14 protein-coding genes and 1 pseudogene are annotated in these 14,603 nt (G+C 59.6%); 11 read left to right on the top strand and 4 right to left on the bottom strand.

Annotated features, from left to right (window positions below; all coding sequences use genetic code 11):
• Positions 1-363: 363 nt before the first annotated feature.
• Both rsxB and metG read right to left on the bottom strand, forming a co-directional pair.
• Positions 364-738: pseudogene (rsxB, locus tag ACQRBV_RS03315) on the bottom strand (electron transport complex subunit RsxB); the annotation flags it as partial.
• Between the two features lie 250 nt (positions 739-988).
• On the bottom strand, positions 989-3,040 hold the full coding sequence (gene metG, locus ACQRBV_RS03310) for a methionine--tRNA ligase (RefSeq protein ID WP_411985778.1): 2,052 nt from the start codon (positions 3,038-3,040) through the stop codon (positions 989-991).
• Between the two features lie 172 nt (positions 3,041-3,212).
• On the opposite strand from metG, the gene apbC reads away from it, so the two are divergent.
• Positions 3,213-4,307: an iron-sulfur cluster carrier protein ApbC gene (gene apbC, locus ACQRBV_RS03305; protein ID WP_411985779.1), complete on the top strand. Its 1,095-nt coding sequence runs from the start codon at positions 3,213-3,215 to the stop codon at positions 4,305-4,307.
• 496 nt (positions 4,308-4,803) lie between these two features.
• On the opposite strand, the gene fdxA is transcribed toward apbC, so the two are convergent.
• Positions 4,804-5,127 (bottom strand): ferredoxin FdxA, encoded by a 324-nt coding sequence (gene fdxA, locus ACQRBV_RS03300; RefSeq protein WP_003208688.1) that lies wholly within the window; start codon positions 5,125-5,127, stop codon positions 4,804-4,806.
• A gap of 142 nt (positions 5,128-5,269) precedes the next feature.
• Positions 5,270-7,861, bottom strand: a complete 2,592-nt coding sequence (gene mutS / locus ACQRBV_RS03295; RefSeq protein ID WP_411985780.1) for a DNA mismatch repair protein MutS — start codon at positions 7,859-7,861, stop codon at positions 5,270-5,272.
• Positions 7,862-8,060: 199 nt separating this feature from the next.
• On the opposite strand from mutS, the gene ACQRBV_RS03290 reads away from it, so the two are divergent.
• The 10 genes from ACQRBV_RS03290 to ACQRBV_RS03245 all read left to right on the top strand — a co-directional run bounded on the left by ACQRBV_RS03290 (position 8,061) and on the right by ACQRBV_RS03245 (position 14,531).
• Entirely contained in the window at positions 8,061-8,795 is a 735-nt protein-coding gene (locus ACQRBV_RS03290; RefSeq protein WP_081086987.1) for a LexA family transcriptional regulator, read from the top strand.
• A 608-nt stretch (positions 8,796-9,403) separates the two neighbouring features.
• Positions 9,404-9,742, top strand: coding sequence for a phage holin family protein (locus tag ACQRBV_RS03285; protein ID WP_090366475.1), 339 nt, complete (start codon positions 9,404-9,406; stop codon positions 9,740-9,742).
• A 22-nt stretch (positions 9,743-9,764) separates the two neighbouring features.
• Positions 9,765-10,280, top strand: coding sequence for a hypothetical protein (locus ACQRBV_RS03280; protein WP_411985781.1), 516 nt, complete (start codon positions 9,765-9,767; stop codon positions 10,278-10,280).
• A 3-nt stretch (positions 10,281-10,283) separates the two neighbouring features.
• Positions 10,284-10,892 (top strand): phage baseplate assembly protein V, encoded by a 609-nt coding sequence (locus ACQRBV_RS03275; protein ID WP_198762282.1) that lies wholly within the window; start codon positions 10,284-10,286, stop codon positions 10,890-10,892.
• 12 nt (positions 10,893-10,904) lie between these two features.
• Positions 10,905-11,237 carry a hypothetical protein gene (locus ACQRBV_RS03270; RefSeq protein WP_060753964.1) on the top strand — a complete coding sequence of 111 codons (333 nt, stop codon included), beginning with the start codon at positions 10,905-10,907 and terminating at the stop codon, positions 11,235-11,237.
• Complete coding sequence (locus ACQRBV_RS03265) at positions 11,234-12,229, top strand: baseplate J/gp47 family protein (RefSeq protein ID WP_104995649.1); 996 nt, start codon at positions 11,234-11,236, stop codon at positions 12,227-12,229. The genes ACQRBV_RS03270 and ACQRBV_RS03265 overlap by 4 nt, the downstream gene beginning before the upstream one ends.
• Positions 12,226-12,867, top strand: coding sequence for a phage tail protein I (locus ACQRBV_RS03260; protein ID WP_104995650.1), 642 nt, complete (start codon positions 12,226-12,228; stop codon positions 12,865-12,867). The genes ACQRBV_RS03265 and ACQRBV_RS03260 overlap by 4 nt, the downstream gene beginning before the upstream one ends.
• The gene (locus ACQRBV_RS03255) at positions 12,864-13,394 is read left to right on the top strand and encodes a hypothetical protein (protein ID WP_104995651.1); all 531 of its coding nucleotides are present in this window, start codon (positions 12,864-12,866) and stop codon (positions 13,392-13,394) included. Before ACQRBV_RS03260 ends, ACQRBV_RS03255 begins: the two co-directional genes overlap by 4 nt.
• A gap of 49 nt (positions 13,395-13,443) precedes the next feature.
• Positions 13,444-14,226, top strand: coding sequence for a phage tail protein (locus ACQRBV_RS03250; protein ID WP_104995652.1), 783 nt, complete (start codon positions 13,444-13,446; stop codon positions 14,224-14,226).
• Positions 14,227-14,228: 2 nt separating this feature from the next.
• A complete protein-coding gene (locus tag ACQRBV_RS03245) occupies positions 14,229-14,531 on the top strand; it encodes a hypothetical protein (RefSeq protein ID WP_104995653.1) in 303 nt (100 codons plus the stop codon).
• Positions 14,532-14,603 lie beyond the last annotated feature (72 nt).

Raw genomic sequence — 14,603 nt, 5'->3', positions numbered from 1 at the left:
GAGGGCCTGCTCCGCCGCTTCGAACTGCTGTTGCAGCACGATCAGTTGCGACTGTTGCTCAAAGGTCGGTGGGTGACCAAAAGCTTTCAAGGATTTGTGCAACTGAGCGCGACTCATTGCGACCGTGATTTTGGCTTTTTTGACCGCAGCGTCCTGGGCTGAATCGGTCGGCATGGGCATAACCGGCGCCGAGCGCTTGGCCCGTGCCAGGCGTTCGTCGAGCTTGCGCGCTTCTTCGCGTTGCAGGCGGGCATTACGCTGCTCGAAGCGCCGTCGTGCCCGGTCGCGCTTGAGGCCGCGTTCATGGTGCTGGTGGTCATTAGCTGCCAGGCCACCCACAATCGGCAACACAGAGGTCGCTGGGCGCATCTCAATGCAATCGACCGGGCAGGGCGCGACACAAAGGTCGCAACCTGTGCACTCATCGATGATAACGGTATGCATCAACTTGGCGGCTCCGACAATCGCGTCCACCGGGCAGGCCTGGATGCACTTGGTGCAACCGATGCATTCGGCTTCTCGGATGTAGGCGACTTGGGCCGGGGCTTCTCCTCGGCTGGTATCCAGCGCCAGAATCGGCACTTTCAGCAATTGCGCCAGGCCGGCGATGGTTTCCTCCCCACCGGGAGGGCACTTGTTGATCGCCTCACCAAGGGCGATACCCTCAGCATAAGGCTTGCAGCCCGGATGCCCGCATTTGCCGCATTGGGTCTGCGGCAGCAGCGCGTCGATACGTTGAATCAGGTTCGTGACCATTGGCATGCCAGTTGAACAAACAGGGCTTGTAGTGAGCGGGCTTGCCCCGCGCTGGGTGGCGAAGCCGCCCCAAATCCAGGCGCCTTGGTGTTTCTGAGACTACCGCGGCGTCCTTATTGGGGCGAAGCCTCCCCAAATCCAGGCGCCTTGGTGTTTCTGAAACTACTGCGGCGTCCTTATTGGGGCGGCTGCGCCACCCAGCGCGGGGCAAGCCCGCTCACTACACAGCCGGTTATTTGATGCGTTGGCCCGGCTTTGCGCCGCTGTCCGGGCTGAGCAGGTAGATTTCTTCGCCGCCAGGGCCTGCCGCCATCACCATGCCTTCGGAAATGCCGAACTTCATCTTCCGTGGCTTGAGGTTGGCGATCATCATGGTCAGGCGCCCGTCGAGTTTGGACGGGTCCGGATACGCGCTCTTGATCCCGGAGAAGACATTGCGTCGCTCGTCACCAATGTCCAAGGTCAGGCGCAGCAGCTTGTCGGCACCCTCTACTGCTTCGGCCTTGACGATCAGTGCAACACGCAGGTCCACGGCCGCAAAGGCGTCAAACTCGATTTCCGGAGAAATCGGGTCCTTGGCCAGCTCTCCATTGCCGGTCGTAGCGGACTCGCCGGTGTCGGTCTGGCTGGCAGTCAGGTCTTCTTTCGAAGCGTCGGTCATGGCCTGGACTTTGGCCGGGTCGATGCGGGTCATCAGTGGCTTGAACTCATTCAACTGATGGTTGCCGAGCAAGGTGGCGTGATCATTCCAGGTCAACGGCGCGACGTTCAGGAACGCTTCGGCGTCGGCGGCCAGCAGTGGCAGTACCGGCTTGAGGAAGATCACCAATTGGCGGAACAGGTTGACGCCCGTGGCGCAGATCGCCTGCACTTCAGCCTGCTTGCCTTCTTGCTTGTTCAGCGACCACGGTGCCTTGTCGGCGATCCAGGCGTTGGCTCGGTCGGCCAGGCCCATGATTTCGCGCATGGCGCGGGCAAAGTCGCGGGCTTCATAGGCGTCGGCGATGCTTGGCGCAGCGGCCGTGAAGGCTTCGGTCAGCTCCGGCGCGGCGTTTTCGGCGACCAGCAGGTCGGCGTTGCCCTTGTGGATAAAGCCGGCGCAACGGCTGGCGATGTTGACCACCTTGCCGACCAGGTCCGAGTTGACCTTCTGTACGAAGTCTTCCAGGTTCAGGTCCAGGTCGTCGACGCCACGGCCCAGCTTGGAGGCGTAGTAATAACGCAGATATTCCGGCGACAGATGGTCCAAGTACGTGCGCGCCTTGATGAAGGTGCCACGGGACTTGGACATCTTCTGGCCGTTGACCGTCAGGTAGCCGTGTACGGCAATGCCGGTCGGCTTGCGGTAGCCCGAACCTTCAAGCATCGCCGGCCAGAACAGTGCGTGGAAGTTGACGATGTCCTTGCCGATGAAGTGATACAGCTCGGCGGTGGAGTCCTTGCCCCAGAACGCGTCGAAGTCCAGCGCCGGGGTGCGGTCGCACAGGTTCTTGAAGCTGGCCATGTAGCCGATCGGCGCATCCAGCCATACATAGAAGTACTTGCCAGGTTCGCCCGGGATCTCGAAACCGAAGTACGGCGCATCGCGGGAGATGTCCCACTGTTGCAGGCCGCTGTCGAGCCACTCGGACAGTTTGTTGGCCACGGCGTCCTGCAGGGTGCCGCTGCGGGTCCAGGCTTGCAGCATCTGCTGGAAATCCGGGAGCTTGAAGAAGAAGTGTTGGGAGTCCTTCAGTACCGGGGTGGCGCCGGAGATGGCCGACTTCGGATCTTTCAGGTCGGTGGGTGCGTAGGTGGCACCGCATTTCTCACAGTTGTCGCCGTATTGGTCTTCGGAGCCGCATTTAGGGCAGGTGCCCTTGATGAAGCGGTCGGCCAGGAACATTTTCTTTTCCGGGTCGAAATACTGGGTGACCGAACGCTGGTCGATGTGCCCGGCATCCTTGAGCCGCAGGTAGATCTGGCTCGACAGCTCGCGGTTTTCTTCGGAGTGGGTCGAGTGGAAGTTGTCGAAATCCACCAGGAACTCGGCAAAGTCGGCGCTGTGTTCAGCCTGCACATTGGCGATCAGTTGTTCTGGCGTGATCCCTTCTTTTTCGGCGCGCAACATGATGGCCGAACCGTGGGCGTCGTCCGCGCAGACATAAATGCATTGATTGCCGCGATGCTTCTGGAAGCGCACCCACATATCGGTCTGGATGTACTCAAGCATATGGCCAAGATGGATGGAACCATTGGCATAGGGCAGGGCGCTGGTGACGAGGATCTTGCGTGGCTCGGACATGGGGCTCGGCTACTTGATGAAACGGAGGTCGGCCACTATAAAGCGCCGGGAAATATATTTCACCCCGTGGCGTTGTTTCAAAATCATCCCGGCGTTCGAAACGCATGCCGTTGGGCGACGGGAACGGTTAGGATAGCCGCCTGTTTCAGTCAGTCTTTTTCGGGAGTAGCCCATGAGCGCCGTCAATCGCGCAGCGGTGGAAGCCGTTCTTCGCCAGTACACCGACCCCTATTTGAACCAGGACCCGGTCAGTGCCGGTTGTGTGCGGGCCATCGAGGTTCAGGGCGACCAGGTGTCGGTCCAGCTGGAGTTGGGCTATGCCGCCGGCCTGTTCAAAAGCGGCTGGGCGCAGATGTTGCAAATGGCCATCGAGGGCCTCGACGGCGTCGGTTCCGTCAAGGTCGACATCCAGTGCGTGATTGCCCCGCACAAGGCCCAGGCGCAAATTCCGGGGCTGGCCAACGTCAAGAACGTGGTGGCGGTGGCCTCCGGCAAGGGCGGCGTAGGTAAATCGACCACGGCGGCCAACCTGGCCCTGGCCCTTGCCCGCGAAGGCGCGCGGGTGGGCATTCTCGATGCGGATATCTACGGCCCGAGCCAGGGCGTGATGTTCGGTATCGCCGAAGGTACGCGCCCCAAAGTGAAGGACCAGAAGTGGTTTGTGCCTATCGAGTCCTTGGGCGTGGAAGTGATGTCCATGGCTTTTCTCACCGATGACAACACGCCGATGGTCTGGCGCGGGCCGATGGTGTCCGGTGCGCTGCTGCAATTGGTCACCCAGACCGCTTGGGGCGACCTGGATTACCTGGTGATCGACATGCCGCCGGGTACCGGTGACATCCAACTGACCCTGGCGCAGAAGGTCCCGGTGGCCGGCTCGGTGATCGTGACCACGCCCCAGGACCTGGCGCTGCTCGACGCGAAGAAAGGTGTGGAGATGTTCCGCAAGGTCAACATCCCGGTACTCGGTGTCGTGGAAAACATGGCGGTGCACATCTGTTCCAACTGCGGGCATGCCGAGCACCTGTTTGGTGAAGGTGGAGGCGAGAAGCTGGCGACCCAGTACGGTGTCGAATTGCTGGCCTCGTTGCCCCTGTCGATGCTGATTCGTGAGCAGGCCGATGGTGGCAAGCCTACTGTGATGGCTGAGCCGGACAGCCAGATCGCCATGATCTATCAAGAGCTGGCGCGCCATGTGGGCGCACGGATTGTCTTGCAGGAGGCCGTCGCGCCAGCAATGCCGACGATTACCGTCAGCGAAGACTGAGCAGGTTGCAGGGAAAGAAGCCTCGACACTGTCGGGGCTTTTTCTTGCCTGCAAGATAGTCAATGAGGCGCGCTCGCGCTTTTACGCAATTGCGGGTGTAAGCATTCGCTTACTTTTTCGTAAGTGTTTGGTTTTTTTGCCCTGCACGGGCGCCTCGAATCGTCGAGAGATTTTTCTAATTGTTTGAAATATAAGAATTATTTATCGAGTTTTGGTGGTGGTCGTTGACGGGGTGGCTGGACGCATCCCGTTGAACTTCCTTTGGAACTCTCTAACATCAGCCCCGTGTCCACGGATTGACACGGCCATCAAGGAACGATGGTTTGAAGGAACGTCGCAGGATGCGATTCATCAGGATGATGAAAAGGAATACAGGGACTAGGGAAAAAATGTGGGCGGGTCAAACCGCCCCTTTTTTTTGCCTGTAGAAAAGCAACGGTTCACCCAGAGACGCAAAAAGGCCCGCAAGGGGCCTTTTTGGGGGGCGACGACGCTATCAGCGTTCGAGGTCTGCAATCTTGCCTTTTTTTCCATCCCACTCCGCTGCATCCGGCATCGGGTCTTTGCGTTCGGTGATGTTCGGCCAGATTTCCGCCAGCTCGACGTTCAGCTGAATGAATTCCTGCATCTCTGCCGGGACTTCGTCCTCGGAGAAAATCGCGACGGCCGGGCATTCCGGTTCACACAGGGCGCAGTCGATGCACTCATCCGGGTGGATGACCAGGAAGTTCGGGCCTTCGTAAAAGCAGTCCACCGGACACACTTCTACGCAGTCGGTGTACTTGCACTTGATGCAGTTGTCGGTGACGACGAAGGTCATTTCTAATTTTCTCCTCAGGCGGCGGCAGCGAAACCCTTTGTGGCAGGGCTCGCGAGGTTCGGGAGCGATAGTCTGCAGGCCAGGCTAAGAGCCTGCAGCATCCCAAACCGCGCGAGAGTCTACCAGCTTGCAAGCGTCTGCGTTATATCCGAGTCTTCAGTGCATATAACATTTCGAGCGCTTTTCGCGGCGTCAAGTCGTCCACATCAAGTTTAGCCAACTCATCCAGCACCGGATGAGGCAGGCTGGCGAACATATCGCTCTGATGCGGCGTACTGGGCTTGCGGGGCGCCTTGGCCGGGTTTGCGACCACGGTTTCGTGGGGCAGGGCCGTGGTTTCAAGGCGGCTGAGGTGTTCACGGGCGCGGGTGATCACATCGTTGGGCACGCCAGCCAACTGGGCCACAGCCAGGCCGTAACTCTGGCTCGCCGGGCCTGGCAGCACGTGGTGCAGGAACACGATGCGCTCGTTGTGCTCAGTGGCGTTGAGGTGCACGTTGGCGACCAGCGGCTCGCTTTCCGGCAATACGGTCAGTTCGAAGTAGTGGGTGGCGAACAGCGTATAGGCACGCAGGTGCGCCAGACGTTCAGCCGCCGCCCACGCCAGGGACAGGCCGTCGAAAGTGCTGGTGCCGCGACCGACTTCGTCCATCAGCACCAGGCTGCGCTCGGTGGCGTTGTGCAGAATATTGGCGGTTTCGCTCATTTCCACCATAAAGGTCGAGCGGCCACCGGCCAGGTCGTCGCTGGAACCGATCCGCGTGAAAATGCGGTCCACCAGCGACAGCTCGCAACTGGCTGCCGGTACAAAACTGCCGATGTGCGCCAGCAACACAATCAATGCGGTCTGGCGCATGTAGGTGGATTTACCGCCCATGTTCGGACCGGTGATCACCAGCATGCGGGTATCGTCGTCCAGCGACAGGTCATTGGCCACGAACGGGGTGGTCAACACTTGTTCCACCACCGGGTGACGTCCCTGGACGATCCGCATGCACGGCTCGCTGACGAAGCGCGGGCAATTCAGGTCAAGGTTCAGTGCGCGTTCGGCCAGGTTGCTCAACACATCCAGTTCGGCCAGGGCGGCGGCGGTGTCTTGCAGCGGTGCCAGACGGCTGATCAGGTCTTCGAGCAAGGCTTCATAGAGCATCTTTTCCCGAGCCAGGGCACGGCTTTTGGCCGACAGGGCCTTGTCTTCAAACTCTTTGAGCTCCGGCGTGATAAAGCGCTCGGCACCCTTGAGGGTCTGGCGCCGCTGATAGTCGATCGGGGCCGACTCGGCCTGCTTGCTCGGCAGCTCGATAAAGTAGCCGTGCACGCGGTTGTAGCCGACCTTCAGGTTGGCCAGGCCCGTACGGGCTTTTTCACGGGCTTCCAGATCAATCAGGAACTGCCCGGCGTTCTCGCTCAGCGACTGCAGCTCGTCCAGCTCGGTGTCGTAACCGGTTTTGAGCACGCCGCCGTCACGGATGATCGCCGGCGGATTATCGATAATGGCTTTTTCCAGCAGGGCCGCGAGATCCGGATAAGTGCCTGCGGTGACGGCAAGTTGTTGCAGGTGCGGCGTGTCCAGTTCGGTCATCGCCACTTGCAGTTGCGGCAACGCGCCGAGGGCATCGCGCAGGCGCGCGAGGTCGCGGGGCCGCGCATTGCGCAGGCCGATCCGCGCCAGGATGCGCTCGATATCGCCGATTTCCTTCAGTTGCGGCTGCAGCTTTTCAAAGCGATAGCCATCCAGCAGACAAGTAATGGAGGACTGACGGGCTTGCAGCACGCCGAGGTCGCGCAGCGGACGGTTCAACCAGCGCGTCAGCAAACGGCTGCCCATCGCGGTCTGGCAACGGTCCACGACCGATTGCAACGTGTTGTCGCGCCCACCGGCCAGGTTGGTATCCAGCTCCAGGTTTCGACGGCTGGCGCCATCCAGCACCACGGTGTCGTCCAGGCGCTCATGACGCAGGCTGCGCAAATGGGGCAGGGCGGTGCGCTGGGTTTCCTTGGCATAGCTGAGCAAGCAACCGGCGGCGCCGATCGCCAGGGTCAGGGTCTCGCAGCCGAAGCCTTTGAGGTCTTGCACCGAGAACTGCTGGCACAGACTTTTCAGCGCCGAATCGCGTTCGAAATCCCACGGCGCACGACGTTTGGTCCCACGGCGTTTTTCTGCGGGCAAGTCCTTCGGCCAATCATCCGGGATCAACAGCTCCACCGGATTGATGCGCTCCAACTCCGCCAGCAGGTTTTCCCAACCCTTGATCTCCTGCACGCTGAAGTTGCCGCTGGTGATATCCAGTACGGAAAGCCCAAACAGGCGCTCATCGCCCAGCACCGCCGCGATCAGGTTGTCGCGCCGTTCATCCAGCAACGCCTCGTCACTCACCGTTCCCGGCGTGATGATCCGCACCACTTGGCGCTCGACTGGGCCTTTGCTGGTCGCCGGATCGCCGATCTGCTCACAGATCACCACCGATTCGCCCAGCTTCACCAATTTGACCAGGTAACCTTCCAACGAATGGTAAGGAATCCCACACATCGGAATCGACTGCCCCGCCGACTGCCCGCGTGCGGTCAGGGTGATATCCAGCAGCTTGGCGGCCTTCTTTGCGTCTTCATAGAAGATCTCGTAGAAGTCGCCCATGCGATAGAACATCAACTGATCAGGGTGCTGGTTCTTCAGGCGCCAGTACTGCTGCATCATCGGAGTGTGGGAGGACAGATCGGAAGTGTTTTTACTCATCAGATTAGTTGGCAAATTCGTTGAAAGTGGTGGGGCAAAGATAGGGCACTGGCCCGGCTGATTTTGCAATGGCCGCAAGGTTAACACGCGAGGTTGGCGCTTCGCAGGTCATAAGTGGACAGGCAAAAGGCATGGCAAATGCATAAGATATGCAAATTAGCATTTGCCATCCCTCAAAACTCCCGTCAATATCCACTCTATGCAAAAACGCAACGTTTCTATCGTCTTAAGAGAGCTGCTGGACCGCGACCGGATCTCCCCCACGGAGCTTCACCGGCGTACCGGCGTGCCTCAATCCACGTTGTCCCGGATCCTCAGCGGCAAGATCGTTGACCCGTCGGACAAGCACATTTCCCGCATCGCCGAGTACTTTCGCGTGGGCACCGATTACCTGCGCGGGCGCGCGGCAGTGGGTGCGCAGCGGGATGAAGGGCGCGACCCGATGCATTCGGAACTCAAGGACATAAGCCTGTGGGATGACGACACGCCCGTTAATGATGACGAGGTGTCGATCCCCTTTCTGCGCGAGGTTGAATTGGCTGCTGGATCAGGAAGATTCGTCATCGAGGAAAGCGAGAAGGCCAGCCTGCGTTTCGGCAAGCGCAGCCTGCGACATAACGGTGTGCAGTTCGACCAGGCCAAGTGTGTGACGGTACGTGGCAACAGCATGTTGCCGGTGCTGCGCGACGGCGCCACGGTGGGGGTGAATGCGGGCAAGAGTGGCATTGGCGATATCGTCGATGGCGACCTGTATGCCATCAATCACAATGGCCAGTTGCGCGTGAAGCAGCTCTACCGCCTGCCTTCCGGAATTCGCCTGCGCAGTTTCAACCGTGACGAGCACCCGGACGAGGACTATAGCTTCCAGGATATCCAGGATGAGCAGATCAGCATCCTCGGCCATGTGTTCTGGTGGGGCATGTACGCCCGTTAACCCTCATGCGTAAGACACAGCCCGCCATTGTGCGGGCTTTTTTTCGCCCGTAGAAAATCGCCAAACCCTTTGTCCACAAGGCCGAAAATGCACATGCGCATTTCCAGCGCAAAAATAAATGCATTTACGCATTGACTGTATATGCATACATGCATATTCTTTGTCTCAAGCCAGCCAACAAGGCTTGGTGGAGGCGGCAAGGATGCTGCCAGGGAAGACAAGGAAGGCACGCAACATCGGCAAGGACGCCATCGAAGCGATGGCAGGGATGCCAGGCAACACCGGCAAGGATGCCGACGCTCTTTAGTTTCAACCGGCTTTCTTGACAGGAAGCACAAAACAGGCAGCGATGAACCGGCCTAATAACGGTTCAGAGGGTTGGCAACTGACCCGGGTGTGCAGCGTAAAGCACCAAAAGCAGTTATCCGGCAGACAGGGATCGTGGTCGGAAAAACATTGAGGAAAGAACCGTACCGCGCCAGTAGCGCCGAAAGTTCGAGGACATCATTACTGAAAAGCCCGGGCGACCGGGCTTTTTGGAATGCCTACCTATCGAAGCATGTGTAAATGAAAAACGGACTATCTAGTGCTCAGCCAGGAGGCGTGACATGACAAATGAACAGCAAGCGTTAGCGGAAATGCCTATCTGGCTGGTCATCGTATTGGCAGTGATCGGCGGGGTATCCGGCGAAATGTGGCGTGCAGACAAGGAGGGCGCCCGTGGTTGGTCGCTGATCCGCCGGCTCGCCCTGCGCTCTGGAGCCTGCATGGTGTGCGGGGTTTCGGCGCTGATGCTGTGCTACGCCGCCGGCATGTCGATCTGGACCGCCGGCGCCATTGGGTGCTTGACCGCCATGGCCGGTGCCGATGTTGCCATCGGCCTTTATGAACGGTGGGCAGCCAAGCGCATCGGGGTCAATGAAAGTTCCCGCCAGGACCCGCAGTAACCGCTGCAAGGACGCTACTTAAATGACGCTTATTGAAAAGCCATCTCAACTGCCCCAGGCCATCGGCGAGGCGCTGCACGCTGCGTTCCCGAATTTGAAGGTCGGCAGTCATCAGGACTTCCAGGGCACAGGGGGCGAAACCGGCGTGATGATCACGGTCGAGGGCAACGGCCCGGGCATCCGCTCCCGCGAAGGGCGCAAGGCGCACGCCTTGGCGATTTCGCTCAAGACCATGGTCGCGCCAGGCGCCTTGCCGTTTGACGCCTGCGACCTGGCCAGCCAGCTCATGGATTTGGTGCTGGATAACCGCTGGAACCTGCCCCAACCACAGTGTGATCTGCCGACGAATATCGTCGCTGCTCCTACGCTGCGGGCTGGCGCAGGGATGGACTATGACACCTGGACGGTTTCTTTCACCCAAACCCTCTATATCGGGCCTGTGTTGCTCAACGATCCCACAGGCCAGCCGCTGTTTGCCTGCACCTGGGACGTCACGAACATTGACGACCCCGCTCAATACAAACCCCTGTCGGAGTAGCCCATGTTCGACGCGCTGTTACGCATGCAACTGGGGCCGATTGTCGAGCGCCTGGCGGAAATGGAAGCCCAGCTCGAAGACCTTTATCGTCGCGCCGAAAGCTTCTGTCGCATCGGCGTGTGCCAGGAGGTCGACGCTGCCAGTCATACCTGCAAGGTCAGCCACGGTGAATTGCTAACCCCGGCCATCCGCTTTTTCAACCCCAGCGCCGGTACGCAGACCGAGACCCGCATTCCATCCGTGGGCGAACAATGCCTGTTGTTCAACTATGGCGGCGGTGAAGGTGGCGGGCAGTCCGTGGCCTTGTTCGGTTTGAACAGTGATCGCTTCCCGCCGGTTTCGAGCCTGGCGACATTGACCCGGCGGCGCCATCAAGACGGCACCCAAAGCGATTACGACGACGCCAGCCACACCTTCAACTGGGTCAACGGCCCCACCACGTTCAGCGGTTCGCGCGAGCAAGTCGACGTCAAGGTCGGCGCTGCCGGCCTGACCCTCAGCGCCCAAGGCATCATCCTGCAAATCGGTGGTACCCGCCTGGTGCTGGATGCCGGCGGCGCGCACTTCAGCGGCCCGTTGGTGGACCACCAAGGTCGGGTCATCAGCCCGTGATAAGGACATCCCATGATCGGCATCGATCGCAACACCGGGGCAGCCGTCGATGACTGGCTGCAATTCGTGCAGCGCGCCACCCGAGCGCTGACCACCCCCCTGGGCACTCGTCAGAAGCGCCCGCTGTACGGCTCGATGATCCCGCAACTGCTGGGCCAGAACCTCGGCGATGACTTGCTGATCCTCGCCCAAAGCCATGCTGCCCAGGCGTTCTACAACACCCAGAACGGCATTGGCGACTTTCAACCCCAGGTCATCGTCGCCACCCGCCAGGGCGCCGGCCTGCTGCTGCGGTTCGCCGGCACCTGGAAAAACCGCCAACAAACCTTCGAGGTCGTGACATGAGCATGCTGATCCCAGGCCAGAACCAACTGGCGGAGCCGGCCATCATTGCGGTGGATGAGTTCGAACCGCTGCTGGCCGAATTCAAGGCGTTTGTCGTCGACTATGTCGCCACCCGAGCGCCGCAAAGCGCGGCCAAACTCAAGGTCAGCCTCGACAACGAAAGCGAGCTGCTGACCCTGGCCCTGGAAGCGTTTTGCGTGCGCCTGCAGACTCACGAACGCAAATACAACGCCCGCATCAAGCAGATGCTGGCGTGGTGGGCTACCGGCAGTAACCTGGATGCCCGCCTGGCCGACATGGGCCTGGAACGCCAAGTGCTCGACCCGGGCGACCCCGCGGCTTTCCCGCCGGTGCCGCCGACTCTGGAAAGCGACGACGACGCTCGACTGCGCTACTACCTGGCACCCCACGCTCCTGCGGCGGGCTCGCGGATGCAGTATCGCCGCGAGGTCTTCACCCTGGGTGAACGCCCTGCGGTAAAGGTGCAAAGTGCGACACCGGGCGTGGTGACCGTCAGCTACACCTTCGACCCGGACGGCTATGCCGCCCAGGTCAAGGACGGCAACGCCCGCCGCACCGCGCCGGGCGAAGTGATGGTCACGGTGCTTTCGCGGGAAGGTGACGGCACGCCATCCGCCGATCTGCTTGACGGTGTGCGGCGCCATTTCGCAAGGCCCGATGTGCGACCGGAGACAGACCTGGTCAGCGTGCAGGGGGCACAGATTCAACCCTACAAAATTCGTGTGGTGGCCAAGATCAATGCGGGCCCTGACTCCGGGCTCACTCAAGTCGCCGCCCAGAAACTGCTGCAAACCTATGCAGACTCCTGCCATCGCCTGGAAGGGCGAGTGGACCCGAGCTGGATCGACTACGCCATCCACAGTGCGGGTGCGGCACAACTGCAAATCCTCGAACCCTTGCAGCCGATTATCAGCACCGCGTTCCAGGCCCCGTATTGCACGGGGGTTGAGGTGGAGGTGCGCACGCTATGAGTGATGAACCCAAAGCAAGCCTGCTGCCGGCCAACAGTTCGCCGTTGGAAAAAGCCTTGGACCTGGGGTTCGGACAGTTGCTCGACCGGGTCATGCCGCCGTTTCCGGCGTTGATGAACCCGCTGCAAACCCCCACCCAATTCCTGCCCTACCTGGCGGCCGACCGTGGCGTCAGTGAGTGGGATGCCGACGCCAGCGAAACCGAAAAGCGCCTCACCGTGGCCCTGTCCTGGCAGATCCAGCGCCAGGCGGGCACGCCCAAGGCCTTGAGCTACGCGGTGGAGTCGCTGGGTTTCACCCCCAACATCAGCGCCTGGTATCAACAGCGCCCGCTGGGTGTGCCTTACACCTTCGACGTCCAGGCGATCATCGGGCGCACTTGGTCCAGCGGTGACCATAACCGGCTGATCCGCCGCATCAATGCGGCGCAGAGTGAGCGGGATCGGGCGACGATCACAGTTGTTCATGAGACCGAAGGTCAGCTCGCGCTCACGCAGGTACTCGATGCCCCATTGAGCGACGGTGAGTTGTATCTGGACGGCGCACTGCCGGAATTGGCGCTGGTTGCTCGAATTAACAGTGCAGGGGTCGCCCAGCACTACACAATTAACGACTACGACCTCAGGGCGCAGCCATGACAGATGACATTACGCGCCTGGTGCGCTTCACCTCCAAAGGTTTGGATGAAGTGCTGCAGGCAAAGAACCAGGGCCTGAAAGGCGAAATCACCCACATCGGCGCCGGCACCGGCCGCTACAACCCGGACGGCACGGAAGTGGCCTTGCGGGACGAGCGTCAGCGGGTTGCCATCGTCGATTACGAAGACCTCGGCGACCGCCAACTCAGGATGGCCGCGCTGTTCGATGGCGAGGCCGAGTATGAAATTGGCGAGTTCGGTTTCTACCTCGCCAGCGGGACGTTGCTGGCGGTGTATTCCGTCGCGGGGAAGTTGCTGACGTATAAGGCGGCGGCGGCGCGGGTGCTGCAAAAGTTCACGCTGGATATTTCGCCGTTGCCGGCGGATAGCGTGACGATTGTGGTGGGCAGTGAAAACCTGAATGTGTTGCTGGCCGAAGAGATCGCGATTTTAGCGGCGGCTTCGGTGGACAACATGTCGCGACATGTGGACTTGATGTTCAGGGTTATGCATCTCGAAGCGAAGTAAGAGTGCTTGCAAAAGTGCTGGAAAGACGAAAATCGACAGGGAGTTGATGATGGGAATTGAAGCGACGATTACGAAAGTTGTGGATGCTTGTAACAAACTCACGGATACCGTGACTAATCAGATTGGCAAAATCGATGCGCGTGTTGAGGTCGCATCGGCTCAATTCACGGCATGGCGCAATAGTGTACAGGCCAAGGATATCAATGGCCGTGCGTCTTATACGCAAACGATCGATCTTACGGGGTTGTCCACCAATATCTTTTATCCGGTCTGGTGGCGTATGCCCGGTAACGAAAAAGGGATGTCGGAGATTATTATCTCGAGAAACTACGCTTTGGACGCCAACCTCAATCCGTTCAATAACAATTTCGAGTCACATGTTGCAGGTCTGAACCTTCAGATAGAAGGCTGTGGGATCCCATGGAACGGGGACGCAAATTTCCTGACTATCAAACGAATCTCTCAGACTTATCGGGAGACCGTACGCCGTGCCCAATTCGGGATGCTGTCTTACGTTCGTCCGGTTACCGGGCTGAAGCCAATCTGGCTTAACCAGACCGTAGGTGCATTGGTCTCTTCTCCCCAGGAGTCTGGCTGCTACTTGCGTGGCGGGCTGACGTATATCGTCACCAAAAGCTTTGAAGAGCCTGTGAAGTTCAGTCGTTCAGATGCCGAAGTTGAACTGAGCCAAGCAGTGACGCCTGAGTATGAAATTTCCTGGAAGGTCAAACCTTTCGCCATCACTGCACCCGAGCTCGGAGAAACCTACCCGGAAAGCAGGTTGGCTTACACACTGGATAATGATCTGCGCTACGCGGTGAAGGGAGCATAAACATGGTTGGGTCTATTAAAAAACTGCTGCTTGCCTCCGGTGAAACGCTCATTAATGTTCCGGCGGATCGCCCAACCTTGGTAGCGCTGGGGCTTGACGAAACCCGAGCAGAGGAACTGTGTCAGCAAGCTGAAAACAGCGCGAAATTGGACGGTGTCATCTCTGCACGTCGTACATTGTACGAGACTGAAGCAGACCCCCTTTTCCTTGAGTGGCAATACGACGAAACCCCCGAAAAAGAAAAGGCTTGGCGTGACAAGGTGGCCGAAATCAAGGCCCTTTATCCATTGCCCGAACGTATCTGAACCCACCGCTAAAGCGGTTTTTTTACGCCCGCCCAAAGCCCCTCTCCGTAGGGGCTTTGGCGTTTCTCACCC

The organism is Pseudomonas sp. R11F (genome assembly GCF_050312575.1).
GTDB classification, from domain to species: domain Bacteria; phylum Pseudomonadota; class Gammaproteobacteria; order Pseudomonadales; family Pseudomonadaceae; genus Aquipseudomonas; species Aquipseudomonas palleroniana.
The sequence above is the reverse complement of the archived record's forward strand: the minus strand, read 5'-3'. Positions and strand labels throughout refer to the sequence as shown.

Bases quoted from the DNA above. Each gene is read 5' to 3' on its own strand.
- metG (WP_411985778.1), bottom strand. From the start codon at position 3,040: ATGTCCGAGCCACGCAAGATCCTCGTCACCAGCGCCCTGCCCTATGCC.
- apbC (WP_411985779.1), top strand. From the start codon at position 3,213: ATGAGCGCCGTCAATCGCGCAGCGGTGGAAGCCGTTCTTCGCCAGTAC.
- fdxA (WP_003208688.1), bottom strand. From the start codon at position 5,127: ATGACCTTCGTCGTCACCGACAACTGCATCAAGTGCAAGTACACCGAC.
- mutS (WP_411985780.1), bottom strand. From the start codon at position 7,861: ATGAGTAAAAACACTTCCGATCTGTCCTCCCACACTCCGATGATGCAG.
- ACQRBV_RS03290 (WP_081086987.1), top strand. From the start codon at position 8,061: ATGCAAAAACGCAACGTTTCTATCGTCTTAAGAGAGCTGCTGGACCGC.
- ACQRBV_RS03285 (WP_090366475.1), top strand. From the start codon at position 9,404: ATGACAAATGAACAGCAAGCGTTAGCGGAAATGCCTATCTGGCTGGTC.
- ACQRBV_RS03280 (WP_411985781.1), top strand. From the start codon at position 9,765: ATGACGCTTATTGAAAAGCCATCTCAACTGCCCCAGGCCATCGGCGAG.
- ACQRBV_RS03275 (WP_198762282.1), top strand. From the start codon at position 10,284: ATGTTCGACGCGCTGTTACGCATGCAACTGGGGCCGATTGTCGAGCGC.
- ACQRBV_RS03270 (WP_060753964.1), top strand. From the start codon at position 10,905: ATGATCGGCATCGATCGCAACACCGGGGCAGCCGTCGATGACTGGCTG.
- ACQRBV_RS03265 (WP_104995649.1), top strand. From the start codon at position 11,234: ATGAGCATGCTGATCCCAGGCCAGAACCAACTGGCGGAGCCGGCCATC.
- ACQRBV_RS03260 (WP_104995650.1), top strand. From the start codon at position 12,226: ATGAGTGATGAACCCAAAGCAAGCCTGCTGCCGGCCAACAGTTCGCCG.
- ACQRBV_RS03255 (WP_104995651.1), top strand. From the start codon at position 12,864: ATGACAGATGACATTACGCGCCTGGTGCGCTTCACCTCCAAAGGTTTG.
- ACQRBV_RS03250 (WP_104995652.1), top strand. From the start codon at position 13,444: ATGGGAATTGAAGCGACGATTACGAAAGTTGTGGATGCTTGTAACAAA.
- ACQRBV_RS03245 (WP_104995653.1), top strand. From the start codon at position 14,229: ATGGTTGGGTCTATTAAAAAACTGCTGCTTGCCTCCGGTGAAACGCTC.